Below are 15,719 nucleotides of genomic sequence, written 5' to 3' on the forward strand. Positions count from 1 at the left end.
CGAATGATCTCGACCATGTTCGTTTGCAGAGAAGACGCGCTCACGACCGTCTCATTGCCAGAGAAACCGAGGATAATATTCTAGCGGCACGCGGTGCTTTCTGACATGATAGCGGCTGTTGCGGAAGTGGGCCCACCCCGGTACGCCACCCGCTGCGGACCATTCAGAATTGTCGAGGCCTCCATTATCATGAACATCGCCGAGAGTCGCCGCGACGGCAACCTCATAATCGCGCCCAGCGGCAGGATAGACACCACTTCGTCGCCGATATTCGATCGGCATCTCAGTTCGGTCATCGATCGTGGCGACACGCGACTTGTCATCGACCTTGCCGACCTCGAATACATCAGCAGCACGGGGCTGTCCGCGTTCATTTCCGCGGCGAAAAAGGTAAAGGCCGCCGGTGGTCGCATGGCGCTCGCGGGCCTGAACAGTCGGATACGTCTAGTCTTCGAAATGAGTGGTTTCTTAAGGTTATTTCCGGTGTTTCCGAATGTCGACGCCGCTATCGCATGATTGTTGCAAAATTGCCGTAGACCTGACGCGAGGTAAACACTAGGCTGCGACGCCATCACGTATTGTCAGATTCGGAACGGGGGTTGCCGGTCGACGTCTGTCGCTTCCGCTTCGCGGAATCGGCGTATCGCTGGTTTTGGGGGAGGCGTCGTGCTCAACGTAGATTTGCAATCCTTGGTTGGGCGGCTGAACCCGCATTGTCGCTCGACGTTGGAGGGTGCGGTTGGACTTACGCTTTCGCGCACGCATTATAACGTCGAGATCGAGCACTGGCTGTTCAAGCTGGTCGAATCGAGCGACAACGACGTCGCCTCGATCCTGCGGCATTTCGAGATAGACGCCGGCCGGTTGGCTGCGGACCTGACAAAGACGCTGGACCGGCTTAAGACAGGCAACAGCCGTTCGCCGGCCTTGGCTCCCAATATCGTCAAGCTGGTTCGCGAAGCCTGGGTCTTTGCTTCGCTTCAATACAATGCAGCTGCCATCCGCAGCGGACACCTGATGGCCGCGCTGCTGGGCGATGACAGCCTGGCGGCGCTGGCACGCGACGCTTCGCCGCTTCTGGCCAGGATCAACGCCGAGACCTTGCGCCTGTCGCTGGTCAAGATCGTGGCGGACAGCAGCGAGGCTGGGGGCGCGAGCCTCGCCTCCGGCGCCGCGAATGCGACCGCCGGTGGTGCGCCCGCGGCTTCGACGGCGGGCGGTTCGGCACTGGAACAGTACACGATCAATCTGACGGCGCGCGCCCGCGAGGGCAAGATCGACCCGGTTCTCGGCCGCGACGCCGAAACGCGCCAGATCATCGATATCCTGACACGCCGGCGTCAAAACAATCCGATCCTCACCGGCGAAGCCGGCGTCGGCAAGACCGCCGTGGTTGAAGGTTTCGCGTTGAAGATTGCCGCCGGAGACGTCCCTCCGTCACTCAAGGATGTCGAACTCCTGTCGCTGGATCTGGGCTTGCTGCAGGCCGGTGCCGGCATGAAGGGCGAGTTCGAGAACCGCCTCAAGAATGTCATCGAAGGCGTGAAGTCGTCGCCCAAGCCGATCATCGTGTTCATCGACGAGGCACACACGCTCATCGGTGCCGGCGGCGCGGCCGGACAGAATGATGCGGCCAACCTGCTCAAGCCGGCATTGGCGCGTGGCGAGATGCGCACCATCGCGGCGACGACCTGGGCCGAATACAAGAAGTATTTCGAACGTGACCCGGCGCTCACTCGACGCTTCCAGGTGGTCAAGGTCGAGGAGCCCGGCGACGAAGCCGCGATCGGCATGATGCGTGGTCTTGTTCCCACTCTGGAGCATCATCATGGCGTGCGCGTGTTGGCCGAGGCGGTCGAAGATGCCGTGCGCCTGTCACGCCGCTACATTCCGAGCAGGCAACTGCCCGACAAGGCTGTCAGCCTGCTCGATACCGCCTGCGGCCGCGTCGCCATAGCCAGCCATGCCACGCCCGCGCCGGTGGAAGACCGTCGTCGCCGCATTGAAATGCTGGATGTCGATCTGGCTGTGCTTGCGCGTGAGGGCCGCATCGGCGCCGACCATTCGCAGCGCGTCGAGGAACTCAAGGCGGATCGCGAGAAGACCGCCTCGGAGCTTGCCGATCTTGAAGCGCAATGGGAAAAGGAGCGCGATCTCGTTGCCAAGATCCGCGCCCTGCACGGCATGCTGGGCGATCTGGATGAGGGCGCCGAGCCGGTGGAAGGCGCGGAGGATCCGGCCAAGTTGCGCGCCGATCTGGTCAAATACAATGCGACATTGACCGCACTGCAGGGCGAAAAGCCGTTGATGCACGTGACGGTCGACAGTCAGGCGATTGCCGAGGTGGTCGGCAACTGGACGGGCATCCCTGTCGGGCGCATGGTGTCCAACGAGATCAAGACGGTGATGGCGCTCAAGGACAGGCTCGAGGAGCGTGTCATCGGCCAGCCGCATGCGCTTGAGGCGATCGCGGAAACAATTCGGACGTCGCGTGCCAAGCTCATCGACCCCCGCAAGCCGATCGGCGTCTTCCTGATGGTCGGCACCTCGGGCGTCGGCAAGACCGAGACGGCACTGGCCGTCGCCGACCTATTGTATGGCGGCGAACAGAACCTCACCGTCATCAATATGTCGGAGTTCAAGGAAGAGCATAAGGTCTCGATGCTTGTCGGCTCGCCTCCCGGTTATGTCGGCTACGGCGAAGGCGGCGTGCTCACCGAAGCGGTACGTCGCAGGCCCTATTCGGTGCTGCTGTTCGACGAAATGGAAAAAGCCCATCCGGGTGTCCAGGACGTGTTCTACCAAGTGTTCGACAAGGGCATGCTGCGCGATGGCGAAGGCCGCGACATCGACTTCAAGAACACGGTCATCATCATGACGTCGAACGCTGGAACGGACCTGATCCACCGGCTCTGTGCCGACCCGAATACGCGTCCGGATTCAGAGGCGCTGGCCGAAGCGCTGCGCCCCGAGCTTCTCAAGACCTTCAAGCCGGCATTCCTTGGTCGCTGTTCGGTCGTTCCGTATTTCCCGCTGGCCGATGACATCATCCGCAAGATCGTTGCCCTCCAACTCAACCGGATCCGCAAACGTTTCCTCGAAAATTACCGAGCCGAACTGAGCTGGGACGAGAAGCTGGTTGCCGAGATCGCCAGCCGCTGCACCGAGGTCGAAAGCGGTGCGCGCAACATCGAATACATCTTGTCTCGTGGTCTGCTGCCCCAATTGTCGGCACATGTGCTTTCAGTGATGGCGGAAGGCGGTCAAATCGGCAGTATCGACGTATCGATCGACGCTGACGGCCGTTTCGGGTTCACGCCGAAGGGAGAGAGTCGCGACACTCGGGACAAGGCGTCGCCGCATGCGAAGGTTGCGGATGTGGAGGCCCTGGCCGCGGCCTTGTAAGGGTTTTCTTGAATTCCGGTGGGTTAATACCTCACCGTGAACGTGCTTTTGGGATCATAACGGGAGCTAACCATGGCAATTTATTTGAAGTATGAAGGTATCGACGGCGAGGCGACGCAGGAAAACCACAAGAAGTGGATCGACGTAAGCAGCTTCCAGTTCGGTGTTGGACGCGGCATTTCCACACCTTCCGGATCGACCGCCAATCGCGAGGCAAGCGAGCCGAGCGTCAGCGAAGTCGTGATAACGAAAATGCTGGACGGTTCGTCAAGCAAGCTGTTCACCGAGTCCGCCACTGGCGCGACAGGCAAGAAGGTGGAAATCCACCTGGTCAACACGGGCAGCCCAGGCAACACCTATGTTGAGTACACGCTCACCAATTCGCTGATTTCAGGCTACAGCGTGTCGAGCGGCGGCGACCGCCCATCGGAGTCGATTTCGATCAATTTCACCAAGATCGAGTACAAGCACATCCCGTTCGATGACAAAAACAAAGCCGGCACGCCAGTGACGGTCAGCTACGACCTGTCGACCACCAAGAGCGGCTGACGTCGAGTCCCGCTTGCGGCGCCTGATCTCCGGGTCAGGCGCCGGCTAAGGTTGAAAGCTACATGTCCGAAACACTTGTTCAGGCGGAACGCTGGCTCACTTTGGACACTCCGCTTGGGGCGGACGTGTTGGTTGCGACTGAGGCGAAGGGCGTCGAGGGAATTTCGAGGCTTTTCGCATATACAATATCGGCCCTATCCAGCCTTCAGATCATCGGGCCACAAGAGCTTCTGGGCAAGAGCGTCACACTGTCGATGGCGCGGCCTGGCGGAAATCGCCGGATCGTGAACGGCATCGTCGTGTCTTTTTCCGGCGGCGCCATCACCCGCGGCAACTATCGGCTGTTTACGTTGCAGGTGGCACCGGCCCTTTGGCTGCTTGACCGGACTTCCGACTACAAGGTTTTCCAAGAAAAGACCGCTGTTGAAATCGCCGAGGAAATCCTTACCGCGGCCGGCATCAGCTTTGAGAAGAAGCTGCAAGCGACTTACGAGACGCGGGCCTATTGCGTCCAGTTCGGCGAGACGAACCTAGCTTTTGTCCAGCGGTTGTTCGCGGAGGAAGGCATCTACTTCTATTTCACTCATGCTAGCGGCAGCCACAAGCTCATTATCGCCGACAACCCGACTGGCTATACTGATGGCGCGCAGAGCGAGGTGGTTTTTCGTCAGAGCGCTGAGGACGCCACGGATGCCGTCTATCAGATGGAGTTCGGCGCCAGCTTGACCGATGCGAAATGGATCGTGGCGGACTATGATTTCGAGGCGCCCGACAGCCCGCGCGAGGGCAGCAAGACAACCAACCTGCAGCCTTCGGCATCAAAAACCTGGGAGCATTACCGGTTTCCGGCCGGCAGTGTGATCGACTCGACGCTGACGCGTCTGGCTGGTGTTGCGATCGAGGCGCAGGAGGCCGGGTTCGAGGAGATCAAGGGGGCCGGCACCTGCGCAAGCTTCACGCCTGGTCATCGCTTCAAGCTTTCCGACCACACGATTGGAAGCTTGAACACGAAGTTCGTCCTGACCGAGGTGCGGCATGAAGCCATGGACCGGGCGCATTTCACCATCCGGCCGGGCATGGAAGGCAAGCCCTACTATCGCAACAGCTTCACCTGCATTCCCGCGACGCGTCCGGCTCGGTTGCCGCTGCCGGCGCCGAAACCGATCGTGCGCGGTCCGCAGACCGCACGGGTGGTGGGGCCGTCGGGCCAAGACATCCACACCGACAAATACGGACGCATACGCGTCCAGTTCCCATGGGACAGGGTCGGCACCAAGAACGAGAAGAGCTCATGCTTCGTCCATGTTGCGCAAGGCCTGGCCGGCCAGGGCTGGGGCATGGTCTTCCTGCCACGGATCGGAATGGAGGTCGTGGTTCAATTTCTCGACGGCGATCCCGACCGGCCGTTGGTGACGGGTACGGTCTACAACGGCACGAACGCGCCACCATGGGGGCTGCCGGACAACATGACCAAAAGCGGTTTCCTGTCGCGCAGCACGCTCTCGGGCGCGGCCGCCAACGCCAATGAATTGTCGTTCGAAGACAAGAAGGGTGAGGAAAAGGTCCTGTTCCATGCAGAGAAGGATTTTGTTCGCGAGGTCGAAAACGACGACACGCTCGACGTAGGACACGACCAAACCCGGACGATCAAGAACAATCGCACGACGACGATCACCGAGGGCAATGAGGACCTGACCATCAAGTCGGGCAACCGCACCGAAACGATCACCAAAGGCAACGAGACGCTCGACATCAAGCAGGGCAATCGGACCACGACGCTCGGCCAGGGCGGCGATACCCTGACGCTCGACGTCGGCGACCGGACGACCAAGCTCACCCAAGGCAACGACGCGCTGACGCTGTCGGCCGGCAATCATGTCACCAAGGCCGATGCGGGAAAGATCACCTTCGAGGCGACGCAGGGCATCACGCTCAAATGCGGTGAGAACACCGTCGAGGTGACGCCGCAGGGCGTCACCGTGAACGGGATTCAGGTGTCGATCAAGGGCACCGCAAAGGCTGAAATCAAGGCCCCGATGGTGGATGTCTCAGCCGACGGCATTGCCAAGATCGCCGGCGGCATGGTCAAGATCAACTAAGGGCCCGGCGACGTGAAAATCCAGACCGAACCGTTTCGCAAGGTTTCCGGCGGCACCGCCGCCGAAATCTGCGAGCGTGTGGATTTGTCCGCCGAGGCCAGCGCTTTCCTGGTGCCGGGCCTTTCGCCGCAAGGCTATCTGGCGCTGCTTGTTGATGCCGGGCAGATCGGCGATGCGGTTCGGTTCCTTGCTTTCGCGCTGCCGATCCGCGAAGGCGTGTGGTGGGCTTGCGTGGTCGTTCACGGCAACCTCAACGAGCCTGTTGGACCTGATGCGCTGTGTCTCGGACGCACCGCCTCGTGGGTTTACGAACCAACCGACAGCCACCGGCGCGCCTGTATGGCGGCCGCCGAATCGGCGAATTTCGACGGCGCCGCGGCCTACGCCGCACTGGCTGTGTTCTGGTCGGGTGGCAGCATGGCTCCGGAGAACATGCCCGACGCCCTGCCTGATCCGAAACTGGGACCGATCGGCGTCGGTGCGTCGGTGTTGCTGTCGATCACGGCGGGCGATCCGATGCGTTTGAATGAGCGATTCAAGATCGCGATCGCCCGTGGGGTGGATATCGCAAACGGCGGAAACGGACACCTCGAAGGTGACCGTCCGATCAAGGCGCAGCCATGAGTCAAGAGCGTTGCACGGTTGAAGAATTTTTGGACGTGAAGAAGTACGAGCGCGTCTGGAGTCTCGATAATCTTTGTGGTCTATTGGATATGGCGTCGACTGTTGATCGGGTTCCAACCGTCTGCGCTGGCTCTCCAGTTACCAAATACTTGGCCGGAAAGGATCATTGCGCATGACGGCGCAAATTGTCGATGTTGGCGGGCTGCTCAAGCCGATTTCCGAAGACGCGCCTGCGGGAACCGATCCGCGCGCGGACACATCGTCGTCGTCGCTGTACTATCGCACCAAGGACGCACGCAACGCGGCGCGTTCAGCTGAACGCGCATCCGTCGAGATCGGTTCGCCCCCCCCCGAGGAATGGGACGTTGTCCTGGAAACGGCGATGGAGATACTCGCCGGCCATGCAAAGGATCTTGAGGTCGCCTCGTGGCTCGTGGAGGCGCTTGTGCGCCGACATGGCTTCGAGGGATTGCGTGATGGACTGAACGTATTGAGCGGGATCGCCTCGAACTTCTGGGATTCGTGCTTTCCCGAACTTGACGAGGACGGGGTTGAAGGCAAGGTCTCTTCGGTCGCCGGCCTGAGCGGCTCGGGCGCGGTCGGCACACTGATCCAGCCGGTTCGCCTGACACCGTTAACGCACGGTTCGATGGCCAGTTTTTCACTCTGGAGCTACGAACAGGCGACGGAGCTTGAGAAAATTACCGATCCAAACCGCAAGAACGCGCGGATCGAGGCCGGTTCGGTGACGATGGAGCAGTTCGTCCAGAGTGTTGCCGAGACTCCGCCCGACGAATTTCACCAGAAAGTGGAGGTGGTCGGCGAGTCCCTACGCGCGCTCAAGACGATGTCGGATGCATTCGACGCCGTTGCCGGATCGGATTCTCCGCCGATTTCGGGGCTGCGTGAACTCCTTGAGCAGATCAACAGTTCGATACGCCATTTCGCCGCCGGCAAGCTCGCCGCCGTCTACGCCGCTTCATCGGAAGAAGAAGCCGGTTTGACGGAAACGGTCACAACGGATGGTATCGTTTCCGTGGCCCCGGCGCGGCGCACCGAAGGCTATTCGGGCCGCGAGGAAGCTTTGGCCGAGTTGGTCAAGATCGCCACTTATTTTCGGAAGACCGAACCCCATTCGCCAATCTCCTATACACTGGAGGAAGCGGTGAGGCGGGCTCGTATGACGCTGCCCGAGCTGTTGTCCGAATTGGCCGAGGATCCGGCTCATATCCAGCGTATTCTGATGGCGGCAGGAATAAGAAACGTCGAGGCGGCTGCCTGACGAACATGGAATTCAGTCTACCTATTTAACAACCAACCTACCCAACCGTGGAGGGATCGTTATGGCAGAGAGCGTCCAACAGAAACTGAGCCGCGTGCGCAAGCCGCGCGTGCATATCACTTATGACGTCGAAACCGAGGGCGCGGAGGTCCGCAAGGAACTGCCGTTCGTCGTCGGCGTCATCGGCGACTTCTCGGGAAAGCCCTACGAGCCCGTGAAGCCGCTGCGTGACCGCAAATTCACCCAGGTCGACCGCGACAATTTCGACGATGTGATGCAGCGGATGACGCCGGGCGCCGAATTCAAGGTCGACAACACGCTGGCCGGCGACGATTCACAGATGGCCGTTTCGCTCAAGTTCAAATCGATGGACGATTTCGAGCCGGCAGCCGTCGTCAACCAGGTGGAGCCGCTGCGCAAGCTGCTGGCCGTGCGCAACAAGCTTCGCGACCTCATGTCCAAGGTGGATCGGTCCGAGGAACTGGAAAGCCTGCTTGAGGAGGTGTTGCAAAACACCGACAAGCTGGCCGCCCTCGCGGGTGAACTCGATTCAGCAGAAAAAAAGGGAGCGTGATCGATGGCCGCTGAAGCAGAAACCAAAACGGCCGCGGCCGCATCGGAACAGACCGCCACGCTGAGCCTGCTTGATCAGGCCATCGGCGTCACCAAGACTGCCGAACCAGACGAAATGCAGGACCTGCTGAGGACCCTGACGACCGAAGCGCTTTCCGGCACCGTGACGTTCAGCAAGAACCTGACGCAGACCTTCAACAAGGCAATCGCGGCAATCGACGAAAAGATGTCGAAGCAGCTTTCCGAAATCATGCATCACGAGGACTTCCAGAAGCTCGAAGGCTCGTGGCGCGGCCTCAACTACCTGGTGAAGAACTCCGAAACGAGCGCCACGCTGAAGATCCGCGTGCTGAATCTTAAAAAGAAGGACCTTCACAAGGACCTGACCAAGGCGGTCGAATTCGATCAGAGCCAGGTCTTCAAGAAGATCTACGAAACGGAATTCGGCACGCCCGGCGGTGAGCCTTACGGCGCGCTGATCGGCGATTACGAGTTCGGTAGCGGAACGGAGGACCTGGAGGTGCTTCAGGGCATGTCCAATGTCGCCGCCGCCTCCTTCGCACCTTTCATTTCAGCCGCCAATCCGAAGATGTTCGGGCTGGAGAGCTTCAATGAATTGTCCAAGCCGCGGGATCTGGAGAAAATCTTCGAAAGCTCCGAATACATCAAGTGGCGCGGCTTCCGTGACAGCGAGGACAGCCGGTTCGTCACACTGACGATGCCGCGCGTGCTTGCACGAGTACCTTATGGATCGAAGGGCAGGGAGATCGAGGAGTTCGGGTTCGAGGAAGCGGCCATCGATGCGAGCGGCAAGGCAACCGCGATGTCTTCGGACAAGTTCACCTGGATGAACGCCTCCTATGCTCTCGGCGAGCGCCTGACGTCTGCGTTTTCGAAAAACGGCTGGTGCGTCGCGGTGCGCGGCGCGGAAGGCGGCGGCAAGGTTGAAAATCTGCCAAGCTTCACCTTTACCAGTGACGATGGTGACGTCGATCAGCAGTGCCCGACGGAAATCGGTATCACTGACCGGCGCGAAGCCGAACTGTCGAAGCTCGGTTTCCTTCCGCTCTGTCACTACAAGGGCTCCGACTATGCCGTCTTCTTCGGCGCGCAGACCTCGCAGAAACCCAAGAAATACGACAGCCCGGATGCCACGGCCAATGCTGCCATTTCGGCGCGGCTGCCTTACATCATGGCCACGTCGCGTTTCTCGCACTATCTGAAGGTGATGGGCCGCGACAAGATCGGCTCGTTCCTTGAAGCCAAGGATTGCGAGAACTGGCTGAACAACTGGATCCGGAACTACGTCAACGGCAATCCGGATGCGAGTGCCGATATGAAGGCCAAGTATCCGCTGGCGGAAGCCTCGATCACGGTGAAGGAAGTGCCGGGCGCGCCTGGTTCCTACAACGCCGTGGCGTATCTGCGTCCGTGGCTGCAGATGGAGGAACTGACGGCCTCCATGCGGCTCGTCGCACGCATCCCGCAGATGGGCTGACGGATCGATAGGACGATCGACAATGGATGACGCGGGCTCCGTGCAAAGGGAGGATGATGCTCCCGATGGCGGGGCCCGCATTCATTTTGCCTTACGGGACCGCGTTGTCGACGCCGTGCTCGGGCGTGGCGAAGCAGCGCTTGACGCAGCCCTGGCTGACTTCCTCGCGGACAAGGCCGCCGGCGGCTGTCTGGGCGTGTGGTTTGGAGACGGGGCACATAAACTCGCATCGCGCGGCGATGGCGAGGCTATTCGCCAGTTCTTGGCCCGCGATATCGCGGCGATGGACGCACTGATCGGCGATTTGCTCGATGCCGTCCTGCATCACAAGGATTTCAAGCGCCTGGAATCGAGCTGGCGCGGTGTCGACTACCTTCTGGGTCAGGTCGAAAGCGACGAGAAGGTCAAAGTCAGGTTGTTCAATGCGACCTGGGCAGAACTGACGCGCGATTTCGATCGCGCCGTCGAATTCGACCAAAGCACGTTATTCGCCAAGGTCTACAATGACGAATACGGGATGCCGGGCGGCCTTCCTTACGGCCTTCTGCTTTGCGACTATGCCGTGCGCCATCGTTTCCAGGCGGGCGCGGAACAGCCGACGGATGATGTGAGCACCTTGTCGGGTCTCACCCAGGTTGCGGCGGCTTCGTTCGCACCTTGCGTGATCAGCGCCGCGCCGGAGCTTTTCGGTGTTCCCGCATTTGCCGACCTTTCCCATACCCAAAGGCTGGATGCAGGCTTCCGACTGGGGGAGTATCAGCGCTGGCGACGGCTTCAAGAGAGGGAGGAGAGCCGGTTTCTAGGCATTGTGCTGCCGCGCATGCTGTTGCGCAACAAGTATGGGGACAGCCACACGCGTGAGGACGGGTTCCGCTATCGCGAGGGCGGCACCGGGATCGACTCCTGGCTCTGGGGCAACGCGGTCTATGGTTTCGGTGCCGTCGCGATCCGCGCCTTTCACGACTGGGGATGGTTCGCCGATATCCGTGGCGCCTATCAGGATCGCGAGGAGGCAGGTGTGCTTGTCGGTCTGCCCGCACCGGCTTTTTCGACGAGCGAGGCTACAGCCTATCGGCGGCCGCTTGAGGTCGAATTGACCGACAAGAAGCAAAAGGCGCTGGAGGAACTGGGGTTCATCGCGCTCAGCCCGTGCAATTTCACGAAATCGGTGGTTTTTCTCGGAACACAGTCGCTGCACGCACCCGGCGATCTTCGCGATCCTGTTGAACGAGCCAATTCGCGGCTGTCGTCGATGCTGCAATATGTCTTGTGCATTAGCCGCTTCGCGCACTATGCCAAGGTCATGGCGCGTGATCGGGTGGGGGCTTACACGACCGCTGAAGAACTCGAGAAATACCTCAACGACTGGCTGCGCGGCTATATGCTCGGCAATGCCGATGCCGGCGCCGAACTCAAGGCGCGATACCCGCTGAGCGGGGGAAGCATCGAAGTCAGCGAAGTACCCGGACGCCCCGGCATCATGAAATGTGTCATGCACCTCCAGCCGCATTTCCAGTTCGACCATATGGTCACCGGATTCCGGCTTCGCACCGAGATGCAGGCCGTTCATGCGAACTGATCGGCCCTGACATGGCCAGACCGACCACGAAACTACCGCCCCGGCTGTCGCTCTTCGACCGGCTGCTGCAGGGTGACAGCATCGAAACGGACCGCAACGCCGACCGCGCCATGCGCGAGCTGCGCGAGGCGGTGCGGCGGGATCTGGAAATCCTGTTCACCACGAGACCCCGCTATCTCTCGATTGCGCCGGAGCTGGAAGAACTCCGCCTGTCCCTGCTGTCGTTCGGCGTCCAGGATTTGCAGACGCAGCAATTGGCAACACCGCATCAGCAGGAGCAATTCCGGCTCAAGCTCGAAGCGCTGATCAGAAAGTTCGAACCGCGCTTTCGCGAGGTCTCGGTCGAATTGGTGGCCCGAACGGACACGCTCGACCGCACGCTACGCTTTCGGGTCCATGCCGTCCTGCTGGCGGACGCGACGGCCGAGCCGGTGATCTATGACACCGTGGTGGATCCGGTTTCAGGCGGACTGGTGCTGGTTGGCAAAACATGACGCCGTGTCGTCGAACGCTGTTGCATCCGGTGACCAATATGGCTTGCAAAATTGGAAGCAGAGGCGATAGTCGGCGCAGCCGTTTCAGCCTGCATGCTGAGGGCGCGTGGCGGGGAGGGTGGGATGACCAGCCAATGGTTCGTTCGAGCGATTTGCGCGGCGACCTTGCTTTCGACCTCAGTGCTCCTGATGCCGGCATCTGGAGCCGATGCGCCGTCCGCGGAGGATCTGCGGGTCGCCCAAAGCCTGGCGACGATGCTGCAATCGGCGCGAGCCGTCATCTCCGCGCATCAAAAGGAAATCAACGACCCTGCGCTGGGCGACAAGGGATTGTCCGGGCCAACGGTCCTCGATGAGGCGATCCGCAACTATCAAGAGCGGACCGGCAAGGATCCCCGCACGATCGACCAGGCTGCCTATGAAGGTCGCCTGCTGAAGGCTCAGATGGATTCGGTGGTCGAGGTGATGGACGCCAATCAGGCAATGATCAATGCCAAAGGTGTCGCCTTCAAGGGCTTCATCCCGGCAACCTTCGCCCGCCTGGTGAACGAGGCCTTCGCGAGGCGCGTTGGCGCCGAGGCCACCATCAAAGTCACCGCGCCGCCCGAGCTTGTCCGCAACAGGCGGGCGCGTCCTGACAGCTGGGAAGTCGCGGCAATCAGGGACTACCTCCAGAAGGCGGACTGGCCTCATGCGAAGATCTATTCCGGCGTCGACGCCGAAGGCGGTGTCTTGCGGGCGCGGATCATGGTGCCGGAATACTATTCGACGTCTTGCCTGAGCTGCCATGGAGATCCGAAAGGGGAACTCGACATGACCGGCTATCCGAAGGAGGGCGCCCATGAAGGCGACCTCGGCGGGGTGATCAGCATCGGGCTTACGCCGCAATGAGCGACAGGGCCGAGGCGGGTGGTTTCCTGAGAAGCGTCTCGATCAGGTCTCGTCTCATCGCATTGGCCACGGTGTTGCTGCTGGCCACTGTTGGCAGCAGCCTTTATATCCGCGCCGCACTCGATCAGGCGCTCGCCATGTCGGACAGTGCCGACCGCGCTGCCGAAAATATGGGCGTGGCCTTCAGCGTCCGCTCCGCCTTTAACGATTTGCGCTACTGGCAGACGGACTTGGCGGTCAGCCAATTGACACTGGCAGAAAGCAATGCCGCCGATGCCCGCACGCGGCTTGCGGCGGCGCTCAAGCGGCTTGCGTCCACCCAGCCGCAGGAGGCGAGCCGGATCGAGACGCTGGCGGGTCAGTTCGACGATCTCGCCAACCAGGCGGTTGAAGCCTACACGCAAGACCAGCGCGTCATCGGCAACGCCCACTTTGCCCAGGCACGTCAGTTTGGCGTGCAGATCGACGAGCAGCTGAGAGCCGTTCAGACCACGCTGCGTGATCAGGCTCAAAGCGCCAGGGCCAGCATACTGACGCAGTTCTATCAGGCGGCCAATGTGGCGTTTGCCTTGACAGGCCTGGCGGTCCTCGTTGGCGCATTCCTCACATTCGTCGTTCTCCGTTCGATTCTGAAGCCTCTCGGCGAAATTGTCGTCGCGGTCGAGGGCCTCACGGCAGGCAATACGGATATTGCCATTCCACCGCCATCGAGGGATGAGCTCGGCCGGATCAGCGAAGCGCTTTTGCTTCTCCGGCAAAGCCAGAGCGAACGCGATCGGCTGACGCGGGAAACCGAACGTCAGCGCAAGACCCTTTCCGACGCGATCGAAAGCATTGCCGAAGGCTTTGCCCTGTATGCGCCCGACAGCCGGCTTGTGATTGCCAACCAGCGCTTTCGCGACATCCATCCGCTCTATGCCGCGCTTGCCGAAGCACATGCCTCTTTCAACGAGATCATCGAAGCCGGCGGGCGGCATGTCGTGCGCACCGACCGCAAACCCGAAGAATGGATCGCAGAACGCCTTGCCAACCATGGCCACCGGGCCAGCCGCATTGAACAATTCCATGATGATCGCTGGATGCAGATCAGCGAGAGGGAAACCCATGAGGGTGGGTTCACCGTCGTCTACACCGACATCAGCGAGCTGCGACAACGCCAGTTCGAACTTGAGGTCGCGCGTGACGAGGCCCAGCGTGCAACCCAGGTGAAGTCGGACTTCCTCGCGAATATGAGTCACGAGCTCAGGACGCCTTTGAACGCGATCATCGGCTACAGCCAGATATTGCAGGAGGATATGCAAGATGTCGGGCAGAGCGATTTTCTTCCGGATTTGAAAAAGATCGAAACGGCCGGCAATCATTTGCTCGGGCTGATCAACGACATCCTCGACCTGTCCAAAATCGAAGCTGGGCGCATGGAGGTCTATAACGAGGCTTTCGATGTGGCCGACCTGGTCGGCGACGTTGAGATGCTGGTCCGCCCGCTCGCCTCACGCAATGACAACACGCTCATCATCAATTGCCCGCGGGACATAGGAACTGTCGAATCAGACGTTACCAAGGTCAAGCAGACATTGCTCAACCTCCTCAGCAATGCGTCGAAATTCACGAAGAACGGCACGATCCGGTTGCTTGTCGAACGGCGAACCGAGGGCGATTCCGGGTGGCTGGCTTTTTCGGTCGCCGACAGTGGGATCGGCATGAGCGATGAACAGATGAGCCGGCTCTTTCAGCCCTTCTCGCAGGCGGATAATTCGACCTCCCGAAAGTTTGGCGGCACCGGCCTTGGACTGGCCATCAGCCGCAGCTTCGCCCAGATGCTGGGCGGAGACCTGACGGTCTCCAGCAAGCCGGGCGAAGGTTCCTGCTTCGTCTTCACCTTGCCGGCCGTGGGCATCCGGGTTGCCGACAGCACGGGCCGGGAAAAGGACGAAGGGAACAAGGAGATCGGTGCGGACGAAGCGCGAACCACAATTCTGGTGGTCGACGACGACGCATCGGCGCTGCACATTATCGGCTCTCACCTGGTCCGCGAAGGGTTCAAGATACTCTACGCGACCACCGGGGCCGAGGCGCTCGAACTGGCGCGGAAACACCGGCCGGCGGCGATCACCCTGGACATCATGATGCCCAAGATGGACGGCTGGTCGGTGTTGGTGGCCTTGAAAAAAGACCCCGAGATCGCCGACATACCAGTGATCATCGTCAGCATCAGCAATGAAAAGGCGTTGGGATTCACGCTTGGCGCCGCAGGCATGCTGACCAAGCCCGTCGACCGGGGCGAACTCAGTGAATTCATCATTCGGCTCACCGGCGCTCACGGCTCCGGGACTATTCTCGTTGTGGAGGACGACGCGGCGACACAGGTGCTGATGCAGCGCACGATCGAACGCCTCGGCCATGTTCCCGCGCTGACCGAGAACGGGCGCAAGGCCATGGACTGGATGGTTGCCAACCCGCCGCCGACCGCCATTCTACTCGATCTCAACATGCCGGAAATGAACGGCTTCGACTTTCTCACGCATTTGCGTGAAAACGACAGTTGGGCGAAGGTCCCGGTGATTGTCGTGACCGCGCATCAACTGTCGCTGGCGGAGCGCAGCATGCTGACCGAGCGCACGGCGCAAATCGTCGCCAAAGGGCAAGGCGCGCACCTTGAGCTTTCGCAAGCCTTGCGCAAAGCGCTCGGGTCGCGTGCCACCGAAAGCCTGGAGAGGGCCTGACC

General features: G+C 60.7%; 12 protein-coding genes. All 12 read left to right on the forward strand.

The features are described 5' to 3' along the window. The first annotated feature begins 189 nt into the window (after positions 1-189). Entirely contained in the window at positions 190-516 is a 327-nt protein-coding gene (locus ABVQ20_RS07145) for an STAS domain-containing protein (protein WP_354458840.1), read from the forward strand. Positions 517-666: 150 nt separating this feature from the next. After that, a complete protein-coding gene (gene tssH / locus ABVQ20_RS07150; RefSeq protein ID WP_354458841.1) occupies positions 667-3,405 on the forward strand; it encodes a type VI secretion system ATPase TssH in 2,739 nt (912 codons plus the stop codon). Positions 3,406-3,477: 72 nt separating this feature from the next. Next, on the forward strand, positions 3,478-3,954 hold the full coding sequence (locus ABVQ20_RS07155) for an Hcp family type VI secretion system effector (RefSeq protein ID WP_354458842.1): 477 nt from the start codon (positions 3,478-3,480) through the stop codon (positions 3,952-3,954). Positions 3,955-4,016: 62 nt separating this feature from the next. After that, positions 4,017-6,053, forward strand: a complete 2,037-nt coding sequence (locus ABVQ20_RS07160) for a type VI secretion system Vgr family protein (protein WP_354458843.1) — start codon at positions 4,017-4,019, stop codon at positions 6,051-6,053. Between the two features lie 12 nt (positions 6,054-6,065). After that, on the forward strand, positions 6,066-6,677 hold the full coding sequence (locus ABVQ20_RS07165; RefSeq protein ID WP_354458844.1) for a DUF6931 family protein: 612 nt from the start codon (positions 6,066-6,068) through the stop codon (positions 6,675-6,677). Positions 6,678-6,849: 172 nt separating this feature from the next. Next, positions 6,850-7,959, forward strand: a complete 1,110-nt coding sequence (gene tssA / locus ABVQ20_RS07170; RefSeq protein ID WP_354458845.1) for a type VI secretion system protein TssA — start codon at positions 6,850-6,852, stop codon at positions 7,957-7,959. A 61-nt stretch (positions 7,960-8,020) separates the two neighbouring features. Continuing rightward, positions 8,021-8,533: a type VI secretion system contractile sheath small subunit gene (gene tssB, locus ABVQ20_RS07175; RefSeq protein WP_354458846.1), complete on the forward strand. Its 513-nt coding sequence runs from the start codon at positions 8,021-8,023 to the stop codon at positions 8,531-8,533. A 3-nt stretch (positions 8,534-8,536) separates the two neighbouring features. Next, positions 8,537-10,030, forward strand: a complete 1,494-nt coding sequence (gene tssC, locus ABVQ20_RS07180; RefSeq protein WP_354458847.1) for a type VI secretion system contractile sheath large subunit — start codon at positions 8,537-8,539, stop codon at positions 10,028-10,030. Positions 10,031-10,052: 22 nt separating this feature from the next. Beyond that, positions 10,053-11,609 carry a type VI secretion system contractile sheath large subunit gene (gene tssC, locus ABVQ20_RS07185; RefSeq protein ID WP_354458848.1) on the forward strand — a complete coding sequence of 519 codons (1,557 nt, stop codon included), beginning with the start codon at positions 10,053-10,055 and terminating at the stop codon, positions 11,607-11,609. Positions 11,610-11,620: 11 nt separating this feature from the next. Then, a complete protein-coding gene (tssE, locus tag ABVQ20_RS07190; RefSeq protein WP_354458849.1) occupies positions 11,621-12,103 on the forward strand; it encodes a type VI secretion system baseplate subunit TssE in 483 nt (160 codons plus the stop codon). 123 nt (positions 12,104-12,226) lie between these two features. Beyond that, positions 12,227-12,994, forward strand: coding sequence for a Tll0287-like domain-containing protein (locus tag ABVQ20_RS07195; RefSeq protein ID WP_354458850.1), 768 nt, complete (start codon positions 12,227-12,229; stop codon positions 12,992-12,994). A 71-nt stretch (positions 12,995-13,065) separates the two neighbouring features. Beyond that, the gene (locus ABVQ20_RS07200; RefSeq protein WP_354458851.1) at positions 13,066-15,717 is read left to right on the forward strand and encodes an ATP-binding response regulator; all 2,652 of its coding nucleotides are present in this window, start codon (positions 13,066-13,068) and stop codon (positions 15,715-15,717) included. The last annotated feature ends 2 nt before the right edge of the window (positions 15,718-15,719 follow it).

This window comes from Mesorhizobium shangrilense, assembly GCF_040537815.1.
Classification (GTDB): Bacteria; Pseudomonadota; Alphaproteobacteria; order Rhizobiales; family Rhizobiaceae; genus Mesorhizobium; species Mesorhizobium shangrilense.